Annotated in this window: 17 protein-coding genes, 1 riboswitch and 1 other annotated feature; of the genes, 5 read left to right on the top strand and 12 right to left on the bottom strand. The window is 41.7% G+C overall.

Annotation, left to right across the window (positions count from 1 at the left end):
- Positions 1-75 precede the first annotated feature (75 nt).
- The gene (locus NSS65_RS06670) at positions 76-546 is read left to right on the top strand and encodes a nucleoside deaminase (protein WP_034281510.1); all 471 of its coding nucleotides are present in this window, start codon (positions 76-78) and stop codon (positions 544-546) included.
- A gap of 58 nt (positions 547-604) precedes the next feature.
- On the opposite strand, the gene NSS65_RS06665 is transcribed toward NSS65_RS06670, so the two are convergent.
- Positions 605-1,021 carry an organic hydroperoxide resistance protein gene (locus tag NSS65_RS06665; protein ID WP_034281509.1) on the bottom strand — a complete coding sequence of 139 codons (417 nt, stop codon included), beginning with the start codon at positions 1,019-1,021 and terminating at the stop codon, positions 605-607.
- A gap of 162 nt (positions 1,022-1,183) precedes the next feature.
- Between NSS65_RS06665 and NSS65_RS06660 the strand changes: the two genes are divergently transcribed.
- Complete coding sequence (locus NSS65_RS06660) at positions 1,184-1,630, top strand: MarR family transcriptional regulator (RefSeq protein ID WP_024424644.1); 447 nt, start codon at positions 1,184-1,186, stop codon at positions 1,628-1,630.
- A gap of 33 nt (positions 1,631-1,663) precedes the next feature.
- Here NSS65_RS06660 and NSS65_RS06655 read toward each other — a convergent pair whose 3' ends face one another.
- From NSS65_RS06655 to purU, 6 genes are all read right to left on the bottom strand, one after another.
- Positions 1,664-2,092: an organic hydroperoxide resistance protein gene (locus NSS65_RS06655; protein ID WP_041116420.1), complete on the bottom strand. Its 429-nt coding sequence runs from the start codon at positions 2,090-2,092 to the stop codon at positions 1,664-1,666.
- Positions 2,093-2,267: 175 nt separating this feature from the next.
- Positions 2,268-2,402, bottom strand: a complete 135-nt coding sequence (locus NSS65_RS06650; RefSeq protein WP_024424642.1) for a hypothetical protein — start codon at positions 2,400-2,402, stop codon at positions 2,268-2,270.
- Positions 2,392-3,528 carry a Rap family tetratricopeptide repeat protein gene (locus NSS65_RS06645; protein WP_034281507.1) on the bottom strand — a complete coding sequence of 379 codons (1,137 nt, stop codon included), beginning with the start codon at positions 3,526-3,528 and terminating at the stop codon, positions 2,392-2,394. Before NSS65_RS06645 ends, NSS65_RS06650 begins: the two co-directional genes overlap by 11 nt.
- Before the next feature lie 124 nt (positions 3,529-3,652).
- Complete coding sequence (locus NSS65_RS06640; protein ID WP_065214280.1) at positions 3,653-4,900, bottom strand: glutamate-5-semialdehyde dehydrogenase; 1,248 nt, start codon at positions 4,898-4,900, stop codon at positions 3,653-3,655.
- A 12-nt stretch (positions 4,901-4,912) separates the two neighbouring features.
- The gene (gene proB / locus NSS65_RS06635) at positions 4,913-6,010 is read right to left on the bottom strand and encodes a glutamate 5-kinase (RefSeq protein ID WP_034281505.1); all 1,098 of its coding nucleotides are present in this window, start codon (positions 6,008-6,010) and stop codon (positions 4,913-4,915) included.
- Between the two features lie 55 nt (positions 6,011-6,065).
- Positions 6,066-6,284, bottom strand: a binding site (T-box leader).
- A 43-nt stretch (positions 6,285-6,327) separates the two neighbouring features.
- Positions 6,328-7,230 carry a formyltetrahydrofolate deformylase gene (gene purU, locus NSS65_RS06630; protein WP_034281504.1) on the bottom strand — a complete coding sequence of 301 codons (903 nt, stop codon included), beginning with the start codon at positions 7,228-7,230 and terminating at the stop codon, positions 6,328-6,330.
- Positions 7,231-7,391: 161 nt separating this feature from the next.
- Between purU and NSS65_RS06625 the strand changes: the two genes are divergently transcribed.
- Positions 7,392-7,577, top strand: coding sequence for a hypothetical protein (locus NSS65_RS06625; protein ID WP_034281503.1), 186 nt, complete (start codon positions 7,392-7,394; stop codon positions 7,575-7,577).
- Positions 7,578-7,713: 136 nt separating this feature from the next.
- On the opposite strand, the gene NSS65_RS06620 is transcribed toward NSS65_RS06625, so the two are convergent.
- Both NSS65_RS06620 and NSS65_RS06615 read right to left on the bottom strand, forming a co-directional pair.
- Positions 7,714-8,028, bottom strand: coding sequence for a multidrug efflux SMR transporter (locus tag NSS65_RS06620; protein ID WP_024424636.1), 315 nt, complete (start codon positions 8,026-8,028; stop codon positions 7,714-7,716).
- On the bottom strand, positions 8,025-8,354 hold the full coding sequence (locus tag NSS65_RS06615) for a multidrug efflux SMR transporter (protein WP_041116412.1): 330 nt from the start codon (positions 8,352-8,354) through the stop codon (positions 8,025-8,027). Before NSS65_RS06615 ends, NSS65_RS06620 begins: the two co-directional genes overlap by 4 nt.
- A 65-nt stretch (positions 8,355-8,419) precedes the next feature.
- Positions 8,420-8,529, bottom strand: a riboswitch (guanidine-I (ykkC/yxkD leader).
- Between the two features lie 222 nt (positions 8,530-8,751).
- Here NSS65_RS06615 and NSS65_RS06610 point away from each other — a divergent pair.
- Positions 8,752-8,886: a YrzI family small protein gene (locus NSS65_RS06610; protein ID WP_070325753.1), complete on the top strand. Its 135-nt coding sequence runs from the start codon at positions 8,752-8,754 to the stop codon at positions 8,884-8,886.
- A 231-nt stretch (positions 8,887-9,117) separates the two neighbouring features.
- Positions 9,118-10,161 carry a trifunctional transcriptional activator/DNA repair protein Ada/methylated-DNA--[protein]-cysteine S-methyltransferase gene (locus NSS65_RS06605; RefSeq protein ID WP_070325752.1) on the top strand — a complete coding sequence of 348 codons (1,044 nt, stop codon included), beginning with the start codon at positions 9,118-9,120 and terminating at the stop codon, positions 10,159-10,161.
- A gap of 14 nt (positions 10,162-10,175) precedes the next feature.
- Here NSS65_RS06605 and NSS65_RS06600 read toward each other — a convergent pair whose 3' ends face one another.
- The 3 genes from NSS65_RS06600 to NSS65_RS06590 form a co-directional block, all read right to left on the bottom strand.
- Complete coding sequence (locus NSS65_RS06600; RefSeq protein WP_065214278.1) at positions 10,176-10,721, bottom strand: GNAT family N-acetyltransferase; 546 nt, start codon at positions 10,719-10,721, stop codon at positions 10,176-10,178.
- A gap of 17 nt (positions 10,722-10,738) precedes the next feature.
- Positions 10,739-11,227, bottom strand: a complete 489-nt coding sequence (locus NSS65_RS06595; protein WP_025092307.1) for a small multi-drug export protein — start codon at positions 11,225-11,227, stop codon at positions 10,739-10,741.
- A 105-nt stretch (positions 11,228-11,332) separates the two neighbouring features.
- Positions 11,333-12,091, bottom strand: coding sequence for an NADH dehydrogenase (locus NSS65_RS06590; RefSeq protein ID WP_046310720.1), 759 nt, complete (start codon positions 12,089-12,091; stop codon positions 11,333-11,335).

Here is a 12,091-nt window from a genome sequence, read left to right as displayed (position 1 = left end):
TCCTGCTATGATGATTTCTTTTCTAGCATGATTCGTTTATACTAGAGAAGTCAGTCGAACAAAGGGAGGAAGACAATGAATCACGAAGATTTTTTACAACGAGCAATTGATCTTGCAGTAGAAGGAGTCAATAGTGGTACTGGCGGCCCTTTTGGAGCAGTCATTGTCAAGGATGGTCAGATTATTGCAGAGGGCAGCAACAACGTAACAACAGCAAATGATCCAACCGCACATGCTGAAGTCACAGCCATTCGAAAGGCGTGCCAGACGCTGAATACATACCAATTAGAAGACTGCACTCTATACACAAGTTGCGAGCCTTGTCCGATGTGCCTTGGCGCTATTTACTGGGCTAGACCAAAAGCTGTGTATTTTGCCGCTGGGCATCAGGATGCAGCGGATTCTGGTTTTGATGACTCATTTATTTATGAAGAAATCAACAAAGAATACGAATCAAGAAATATACCATTTTACAAGCTGACACCTCAAAAAACCCTTGCGCCATTTGAAGCATGGGAAGCATACGAACAAAAGAAAGAATATTAAAAAAGAAACACCTGCTCATCAGCAGGTGTTTCTCTTTTCAGCGTGATAGAAAACTTTTTTATTCAGCCACTTCAAGCTCTACTTCAATGTTCCCTCTTGTTGCTTTTGAATATGGACAGAATTCATGTGCAGCATGGACAAGCTCTTTCACTTTGTCATGATCATGACCTTTCGCAGATACAATTAGCTTTACGCCAAGCTTAAAGCCGCCGTCACTTTCATCTTTTAAAAGACTGACATGTCCTTCTACTTCCGATTCTATTTCTATCCCTTGCTTCTTGGCTACCTGCTCAAGTGCTCCTCCGAAACAAGCTGCATAGCCTGCTGCAAATAATTGCTCTGGGTTTGTACCAGTCTCTCCATCTTTCTTAGCGTTAGGCATGACAATGTTATGATCGAGCACACCATCCTCTGAACGAACATGTCCAGCTCTTCCATGCTGCGCCTTTACTTTTGCTGTGAATAATGGTTTCATCTTCAATCTCCTCCTCCATCTATTCATCCTTTTCACGTTCTCTTCATTTCTCAAACATTTATGGCACATTGAAGAATTTTTCATTTTTCGTCTGTATTTATTTTAAAAAGGAAGAAAATCTTATACAATGATAAGTATGACAAAAAATAGTTGGTGACTGACATGACAAATGAATTTGAACATATGAAGCTGGAAAACCAGCTTTGTTTCTTGTTATATGCAAGTTCACGAGAGATGACGAAGCAGTATAAACCGTTGTTAGAAGAATTAAACATTACGTATCCGCAATATTTGGCACTGCTTTTATTGTGGGAGCATGGAACATTAAATGTGAAAACGATGGGAGAGCTTCTCTATTTAGACTCCGGTACACTCACGCCCATGCTGAAACGAATGGAGCAAAACGGACTCATTATCCGAGAACGTTCGAAAGAGGATGAGCGGTCTGTGCAAATTCGTTTAACGGAATATGGAGAGCAGCTAAAAGAAAAGGCCACTGCGATTCCGTCTCACATGCTGACTGGGACAGGAAGATCGGAAGAAGAGCTAAAAACACTGCGTGCCTCTTTACATGAGCTTTTGCAAAATTTAACACAATCAAAAGGCTGAGGGAATGTTCCCTCAGCCTTTTATTGATATCTATTATTGTGCGACAGCTACTAGTTCTACTTCGATGTTTCCTTGAGTTGCTTTTGAATATGGGCATACGCCGTGCGCTTTATGAACAAGTTCTTCCAATGCAGACTGCTCAATTCCAGTTCCCTTTACTTCTAATTGAACACCTAGTTTGAAGCCGCCATCTGAACTGTCTTTTAATAAGCTGACATGTGCTGTTACTTCACTTTCAAAACGGATACGCTCTTGTCTTGCTACCATTTGAAGGGCTGAATCAAAACATGCAGAGTAGCCTGCTGCGAATAATTGCTCTGGATTTGTTGCTTTTTCAATTTTTTTTGCTCTTGGTGTTCCAGGCATTGCTACATCATGCTCAAGTACACCATCTGTTGAAACAACCTTACCTTCTCTTCCTCCGACAGCTGATACCGTTGCTGTAAATAAAACGTCTGACATGAATATAACCCTCTTTCTCTCCAATAATATTTCCTACAATTGAATTGTACAAAATTTAAATTGTAGAGTCAATCAATAAATACTCTTTTTTAAGTTTTCCTCCTCGTTTCCTTTTTATGAGCATGTCCCGCAGAATGGTGTTTAGGCAGTAAAAAAAGCCCTTTAACAAGGGCTTTTAGATCGTGTCATGTTGCGGATTCGGTTGTTCCAGCGTATGGTTTCTGTTATCTGGGTCGGCATTTGCTGCTGCCAGCCACAATGCCATAATGGTGATGCTTGTACAGACGACTGCCCATTTTTTAAAATTCATATAAACAATCCCCTCTCTGAATATAGATTCGAGCATGTTCCGCTTCCCCATAGAACATGGAAGATTTTTCATAATCCCCCATTTCATTATAATACTTTGCGGTATCTAATGCCAGCTCCTCTATATCTGGATATGCATAGACAGACTCTAAAAAATGGAAAATTCGTTTGATATGCTCAGCATCTTGTCTTAAATACAATGCTTCTAGAAATATGGTTTTCTGAAGATGAATGTCATCTTGAAGAGCTTCTGCTCGCTTCATACATTCTTCTCTGTAGTGTAATGCTTCTTCGTGTTTTCCTTGTTTGTATAATATCTGAGCGGCTGTATAAAGAGGGTCTATAGATCGACGAAGATGATCGGATTGATTTTGATCAAATAACGAGATGGATTCTTTCATTAATTCGAGTGCGCGGGTCAAGTCTCCCATTCGGTAATAACTGTTGCCCATATTAAACAAAGAGGAGGCAATAAAACGCACATTCTGAAACTCTCTTGATCTCGCAAGTGCTCTTTCGAGATGTGGTAATGCTTTTTCATGCCTTCTCATATCATCGTAGTTACCAGCCACAATAAATTCACACTGAATTGTGCGAAGCGCATACAGTTCATGCTGAACATAAACATCCAGCGCTAGTTTAGCATGGTGCATCGAGATATGTGTTTGTTTCATGTGATAATATATTTCTGACATTTTAAAATGAAATTCCGCACGTTCAATATCATCTGATACAAAAGAAAGCTTGTGCTCTGCCTTTTGATAAGACGATATGGCAGCAATATACTCCCTCCGCCCGAATTCATACATGCCTCTAAAAAAATGATAGTAGTATTCAAGCATGCCTGTAACATGCGTTTGATGCTCATCTATTTCTTTCGAAAGCTCGGAAAAGTTGGCGCGAAGCTTTCCTTCCTTTAATGGCTTTAAATAATCGAGCATGACCTCATGCCTAAATTCCATTAAAGAAAAATAGAGAAGCAAATTCTGATCTTCTTCCATTGAATCAAGAGAGGTGCGAATTTCCTGTTTTAACTGTTCTGCTTGTTCTGAATCAAATCTGCGGATTAATTCATACCACTTGTTGATTTTCACTCCAATATCCGAAGAGGGAATGATTTTCGCCATACGTTGCCTTCTCCAATCTTCTCAAAATATAAAACATTACCATATTTTATCATACTTGACCGGAGAAATACAAAAATGAAAGGAAAAAGAGAGCCTGTTGTCACAAGACTCTCTTTTAAATTCGTTATTCTCTTATTTGTCCTTGACCACGAATGACAAATTTTTCAGACGTTAAGGCTGGCAGACCCATTGGCCCTCTTGCATGAAGTTTTTGTGTACTAATTCCTATTTCCGCTCCATAGCCAAACTCAAAGCCATCTGTGAAACGAGTAGAGGCATTATGATAAACAGCGGCAGCATCGACAGCTGTTAAGAAAAGGGCTGCATGCTCATCGTTTTCCGTAATGATCGCTTCAGAGTGCTTAGAGCTATATGTTTGAATATGCTGAATCGCTTGTTCTATGTTTTCTACAATTTTAATACTGACGATCGGTGCTAAAAACTCCGTTGCATAGTCCTCTGCTGTCGCTAATGCAGCACTAGGAGCAAGCGCGCAAACGGCTTCATCACCGCGTATTTCTACCCCATTTGATTGAAGGGCTTCAAATAACGAAGCACCGTATGTTTTTGCCCATGTTTCATGAATGACAATGCTCTCGATCGCATTACAAACAGATGGTCTCTGGGTTTTGGCATTCAGCACAATCCGCTCAGCCATTTCGTTTTTTGCTGTTTCATCAATATAGATATGACAATTTCCTGCACCTGTCTCAAGCACCGGCACAGTTGACTCTCTCACGACAAGATCAATTAAATTCTTCCCGCCGCGCGGAATGAGGACATCCAGGTATTCATTTAAGGTGAACAGCGTTTTCGCCGTTTCACGGCCAGTATCTTCAATCAATTGCACACTGTCTACTGGAATATCCGTCGTATGAAGCGCTTCATGAATCACCTTTACAATTGCCTTATTACTATGAATAGCAGATGAGCTTCCGCGCAGAATCACAGCATTTCCAGTTTTCAAGCAAAGGGTCGCAGCATCGACTGTCACGTTTGGTCTTGCTTCATAAATCATTCCAACCGTTCCAAGCGGTACACGGACCTTTTCGATGAGCAGGCCGTTTTCTTTTTGAATGGTTTCTAACGTTTCACCAATTGGGTCTTTTAGCTGAATGAGTTGAAGGGTCGCGTCTGCAATGGCTTCAATTCTCTCTTCCGTGAGTGTGATCCGGTCAATGACAGATGGCGTGAACTGCTTTTCCTCAGCAGCCTGAACATCCTTTAGGTTCTCCTCTATTAAATAAGCTGAAGATGCTTTTAGTGCACTCGCGATGGCGTGCAGGGCAGCATTTTTTTGTTCCGTCGTTTTTAGAAGCAGCTGATCTTTGGCTGCACTTGCTTTTTTTGCTTTTTCAAGAACTTCATTCATCGTATTCCCTCCTCAGTTTTGTACATGCTGTACCCAGTGATCTCGGTGTATGACCTCAGGCTTCTCTTTTGAAAGCTCGTCACTTCGCATTCCTTTAATGCCGAGAAGCTCATCGGAGGCGTACAAGGTTTGTCCCTTACCAACTAATCCGTTTGGACCGACGACTTCTACGACTTCTCCTTTAGAAAAGTCACCAGCGACATCAATGACTCCTGCCGGAAGAAGGCTTCTGCCATTATGCAAAATCGCCGCTTCTGCTCCTGCATCAATCATGATCTTTCCAGAGACCGGTGAGTGGAATTGAATCCATTGACGACGGTTGTTCACGGCTGATAAATCCTGTTCACCGATATACGTTCCATCGCCTTGCCCCGCAAGAATGCGAAGCAGTTTGTCTTCCCCAGTGCCTGTGCCAATGAAGACTTTCACGCCAAGTGAAAGTGCCGTTTGTGCAGCAGACAGCTTCGATTTCATTCCGCCTGTTCCAACCTTTGAACCGGTGCTCTTTGCATATGAAAACAATTCTTCTGAAATGTGGGTCAGGACATCAAACCGCTTCGCCTCAGGATGCTCATTTGGATTTGCATCATAAATGCCATTGATGTCTGTTAATATAATCAATTGGTCTGCATGGATTAATCCACTGACAAGAGCTGACAGCATGTCATTATCCCCAAAGGTAAGCTCCTCGATGGAGACTGAATCATTTTCATTTATGATCGGCAAAATCTTTCTTTCCAGCAGCTCCATCATCGTTGCGTAAGCATTTCGATATCTTGTTCGATCTGAAAAGTCATTACGTGTTAAAAGCATTTGAGCAGGTGTCATGTGAAACTGTGAAAAAAGCTCTGTATATTTCTGCATTAACAAGCCCTGACCAACGGCGGCAGCTGCCTGTTTCCCCTTTAAGGTCACAGGTCTTGATGGATAGCCTAAGCTGCCAAATCCTGCTGCAACGGCTCCTGACGAAATTAAAATGATTTCATGACCTGCTTCTTTGAGCTTTGCGATGGCTCTTACATGATCCCGCATCTTTTGTTCATCAATGGCTCCTTTTTGCTCTGTTAATGAACTGCTGCCAATTTTTATGACGATCCTTTGCTTTTTCATCCTTGATTCCCTCCGCTATACCTTTAGGCACAAAAAAATCCCTTTTTCTCCTTATGTAAAGGACGAAAAGGGATTTTCCGTGGTACCACCTTCATTGAATAAGCATGCGATCTGCTTATTCCACTCAACTCCTGTAACGCCAGGCACGCGCTTAGATTTTTCCTCTAAGGCTCAAAGGGCAGGTTCAGCAGCTGTCTGCGGCAAATGTTTCAGCACATCATTTGCTCTCTTTACGCACCAGTTCCTGCTTACTATTCCTTTTCAACGCTCGTTAATTTTTTTATATTATCACCAATTGCTAAAGAAAAGTCAAGCGGTCAATTAAAGACAATCGTTTTATTCTCATGAACAATAATTCGATCTTCAAGGTGCCATTTGACAGCACGTGCAAGCACACTGCGCTCAATTGTCCGGCCAATATTTTTCAGGGCTTCCGCATCATCCCGGTGATCTACACGCTCAATATCCTGTTCAATGATCGGTCCTTCATCTAAATCATTGGTGACATAATGAGAAGTCGCACCAATTAATTTGACTCCCCGCTCATATGCCCGCTTGTAGGGGTTTGCACCAATAAATGCTGGCAGGAAGGAATGATGAATATTAATGATTTTGTTCGGATGCTCTTCAATGAATCCAGGCGTTAAAATTTGCATGTATCTGGCAAGCACAACCGCATCAATGTCGTACTTTTCTAATAAGGCGAGCTGCTCTTTTTCAGCTTCTTTGCGAATGTCTTTGTTCGCCTTTACAAAATGGAATGGGATTCCGAGTGCTTCTACTGTATCTTTTGCCGTTTCATGATTGCTGATCACAACTGCGATTTCAGCCATTAAATTTCCGCTTTGCCATTCCCATAGAAGCTCATGCAGACAATGAAGCTCTTTTGAGACAAAGATTGCCAGCTTTTTAAGCTCACTTGCACGCGACATGCTCCACGTCATTTGAAATGATGCTGCGATTGGCTCAAAGCTATTTTTCAATTGATCCATATTCGCCGAGATGTCTTTCCAATCAAATTCAATTCTTAAAAAGAACCGGCCGCTTTCATGATCGGTTGTGTATTGGCTCGATTCAATGATGTTCGCTCCGTGCTCAAATAAAAAGGAAGAAACAGCTGATACAATACCAGGCTGATCCGGGCAGCTGACAAGTAATCTGCCTTTTTGCTCGTGCTTTTGTCTGTGTAATTCAAGTTTCTCTGTAATCAATGTTCTCATGTATCATGACCTCATTTACGTTTTCATTCTAATGAAATATTATACTGGACTGGAAAGAGAAAAAGCAATGAAGAGTCTATTTTTTATTGAATATTCATTCAATTTCGCACCTAGCGTGATATAATATGAGTAGACCTTTTATCACAAAAGGAGTGATGGAGATGAAAAGCATGACTTTGTTTGGTAAAGTGAGCTTTTGGCTCGGCATCGTATGTCTGATCACAGGTATTTATCTTTTTATAGCCGGTGAGAGACTCATTCCTTTACTCACATTTGGTGTCTGTTTTCTTCTAGTGAGTCAGCTTTACCGCAAAAATGAAAACGATTCCAATCATCATTCGATGTAACAAAAAAGGGCTCAAATGATTTTTATTTGAGCCCTTTTTCTACTTTTAACGCGTGATAGAAAACCTTTGCAGCCCTGACAAAGAATGCGAGGGTTTGTCTACATCGAGAGGCTGGCAGACAGATGCCACCCTTTTCTTATTCAATGATTTTTAACCCGACCGCCGCAGATAAAATCAGTGCGATAAAGAAAATACGTTTTGCGTCCTTCGACTCACCGTAAAACAGCATGCCGACAATGGCTCCTCCAGCAGCTCCAATGCCAGTCCAAATGGCGTATGCCGTTCCCATCGGAATTGTATTCATCGCAAGAGAGAGCATGAGAAAGGACAGCGAAAATCCAGCTGCAATGAATAAAATCCATTTGACATGCCGGTCTTTCTGGAATTGATTCATCATGGTGACACAAAGCATTTCTAAAATGCCTGCACCAATGAGTAAAAGCCAGCTCATGATTCAGTCTCCCCTTTCTTTTCACCCGTGGTCAGTTTGAGCCCTAATACACCGCTTAAAAGCACCATGATTAAAAGTAATTTCACTAGCTGTACCGGCTCACCCATTACCATACCTACTATGACAGTACCTGCTGTCCCAAGTCCGGTGAAAACGGCGTAAAGTGTGCCAACTGGCAGTACAGTCGTGGCTTTCAGGAGTAAATAAAAGCTGACGACAATACAAACGATGGTTGCGGCCCACTCCAATAAAGAGTCAGCATATTTCAACCCCATCACCCAGCCGACTTCAAAGATCGCCGCAATAAAGACATTTCCCCATTTCATCTAATCCTTCCTTTCTGAACGATTCCAACCAACAAAAAAAGCCCGGAAATCGATCGTTTGATCAAATCTCCCGGGCTTTTATCCCTCCGTGTACATACGGTCTATTTTGTAGACCTTATGTGTTTTCTCTCGGTCCAGACTGCGCCACCCGCACGGAACCCTAGAAAACCAATTCTTAATAAACAGATCTGACTTAAAGCAGATTCTGTGTGTCAAAATTGTATCACACCCCGAAATACCGGTCTACCGCTTTGCTTGCCACACGTAAATATACTTGTTCATTTTTCGAAAGAAATTTTATGGGACCTCCGTATACTAAGGGTTAGAAACAGGTCAACTGATAAAGAAGATCTGCGGGCTGTTTCACATGCTGCGAACTGAAAGGAAACGAGCGTATATGACAATTCATTTATTTTTTATGACATTGACGATTAAGCGTAAATACAAGGACATGGAGACCGCACTTTACGAACAAGAAGTTGAAGCATTTTATGAAGAAATGAAACAGAAGCAGCTAAAATATATGAACTAAAACATTAAGTAAAAAATGAGAAAAGAAGGAGATTGACACGTTTATGATGCTTGATTTGTTATACGAGGGAGAAGGATCTATTCCGGGTACAGCAACGATCACACCGCTGATATAATAAAATCAGATTGATGTGATGAACGTTCAACTTTAGGATGATGCATTTACAGATCATCCGTTGTACTCCAAATAATGCTGAAAAACATTTTATAGAAAATTAAGAGGTGGATTCATATGATGATGACCGATGAACAAAAACATGAATTTTATCAAGCACTTGTTGACAAGAATCCGCAATATGACGGCACATTCTTTGCCTGTATTAAGACAACCGGCATCTTCTGTCATGCCACATGTACGGCTAGAAAGCCAAAATTTGAAAACTGTGAGTTTTTCTTTACAGCTGAGGAAGCACTGCTGGCAGGGTATCGCCCTTGCAAGCGCTGCACACCATTAACATACCCGAACAGCATTCCTGAAGAAGTCAAAACACTCGTTTCAGCAGTAGAAAAAAATCCTGAGAAACGCTGGAAGGAAGAGGACTTTCGCCAATTAGGGATTCACTCTGCCACAGCTCGAAGAAAATTTAAAGACATTTACGGCATGACCTTTGTACAATATGCAAGATCTCGCCGAATGGGACTTGCCTTTAAAGAAATTTTGAACGGAAAAAAAGTAATCGATCAGCAGGTCACTTTCGGCTATGAATCTTCAAGCGCCTTCAATGATGCATTTACGAAAATCATGGGAAATCCCCCTAAAAAAGCGCAGATTCACATTCTTTATGCTAATTTTATTTCTACACCGATCGGGCGCATGATGAGTGTGACAGATGCCACACATGTGTATTTACTGGAGTTTATGGACAGGCGGGGACTCGAAAAAGAAATTGAAACATTAAGAAAGAAGCATCATGCCCGCATTTTAGTTGGAGAAACAAACGTCCATCAGCAATTAGCAAAGGAATTGGCTTTATATTTTGAGAAAAAGCTGACCAAGTTTACTGTACAGCTTTCCTTACATGGCACCCCTTTTCAAATGAAGGTGTGGGAGCAGCTTTCACTCATTCCAGCAGGCGAAACGAGATCCTATCGTGATCTAGCCGCGAAACTGGGCGATCCGCATTTGGTTCGTGCCGTTGGTAATGCAAATGGTGCGAATCAATTGGCGATTATCATTCCCTGCCACCGCGTGATTCAAACAAGTGGTGAGCTTGGAGGCTACGGCGGGGGGATTGAACGGAAGAAATATTTGCTTCAGTTAGAACAGCGTGCATAAAAAAACGGCTCTGCTTAATCGGTAAGCGAGCCGTTTTCTCCGTTACGGGTAATGCTGTATACATCAATGATTTGGTCCCATTTTGAAATGGTTTTTTCTTTTTTCATGCCCATTTTTAAAGCGACCTTCACCGACGCTTCATTCTCAGGACGAATTAGGCTGACCATTCGTCTGACCTTCATTTCTTCAAATCCATAGGTAAGGCAGCCTTTTGCAGCCTCAGCAGCATAGCCATTTCCCCACGCCGCTTTCTTTAGCATATATCCGATCTCAAGCTCCGTTTGTCCTTCGATATTTTGCAGAACAATTCCGCTTTGTCCAAGACGTTCATTTGTTTCTTTATCTTCAATGATCCATAGCGAGGTGTGGTACATGCGGTCATTTTTTTGATTCCATGCAATCCACTCTTTTGTCTGCTGTTCATCCTTCAAAGAAGGATAATACTTCATCACTTCTTCATCTTGGAACAGCTCGTCATATAAAAATGACGCATCATGTTCATTCATCGTTCTCAGTTTCAGGCGCTCTGTTTCAAATACTGTTCTTGTTTGAACTGTCATTGATAATCCCCCCTTTTTTACTTGCTAAAAATATCTCCGAACAACCCATTTGAATCTGGGGCAAAGTAATGGAAGCCCGCACCGGTTAAACTTGCAGCCAGCGCTGTCCACATCATTAAACTGACGGTCATCCACACCGCGACTTGCTTTCTTTTCGTTCCAAAGCTCATGCACATCAAGGCCGCTAAATGACTGCCGATGATAAAAGGACCAATGAGCGCTAATCCAGGCAGACCGTATCGTTCCCAAATTTTTCTCGCCCGCAGCTGCTTTTTCTCGCCTTTTTCATCACCTTTCTCTTCTTTTCTCTTTAACCACCATGCTTTAAACCGGTCCACAAACACAATGAGAAGCAAAACTGTGAGAAAGTTGCCGATGAATCCAATTACAGCCGTTGTCACAGGATGCAGCCCACTTAAGATTGCGAATGGAACGACACCAATCACCTCAAAAAAAGGCAAAGCAGCCAATACAAAAACGAGTACATATCCCCATACGATATCCAAAAACAGAACCCCTTTTCATTTTTGTCCTCTCCCCATTGTAATGAAAAACACAATTCCATTTCTACATTTTTTTAGAAAAAGAAAAGCACATTGTATGAGATGTGCTCAGTTTACATTCGTATTTTCATTTTTCTTATTTGCCCGGCGCAGGACAATGAGCATAAGCCCTATTAAAATCACAATAGATAGCAGACTTTGCAGCAAAATCACACTTGGTGACGTCCAGCCAATCCATTCGAAGATGAGCTGCGGTCCGAAAAAGATGATCGGAATCAATGAAACGACATTCGCCTTTAAGATTGCATTGAATACAACGATGCATAGCAGCATGAGCAGAATGACGCCCCACCTCTGGCCAGAAGTAAGGACAAGTAGTGGTGTGCCGACCTTTTGATCCAATAGTTTGATTGTCACCATCGCTGTCAGCTGAAAGATTCCTAACATCCAAAAGTAAAGAAATACCCGGCTGCTTGTTTGAAAGGCAGACGCTCTAAACATCACAATGATCATGATGACATTGGCCACTAAAACGAGCGGATATCCAATTAAAGCAAACCAAGAATAGGATAAGTTTTGGCTGATTGCATCTGATAAGATCATATAAAAAAGCGATCCAATTAAGAAAGCACTGACGAATGGCACCCAGTCTTTATGGTTTCCTGACAGCTCTTTTGCCAGTTCATCAGCATAGCTCCGCGGATCTCCTCCGAACACATCCTCACCTGTTTTGCCGTCTTTTTCAGCCTCAACCGCATGTGCTGTCAGTTCATCCATCAGCTCATCGATTTCATCCTGATTTTTTCCCTTTGATATGAGATAAAGTTGCAGCTCTAGTAGAATGTGTCTTGTTTCTTTTGATACCAT

It is taken from the genome of Bacillus sp. FSL K6-1006, from assembly GCF_038593175.1.
GTDB classification, from domain to species: domain Bacteria; phylum Bacillota; class Bacilli; order Bacillales; family Bacillaceae; genus Bacillus; species Bacillus safensis.
This window is presented reverse-complemented; position numbering and strand designations above follow the sequence as displayed.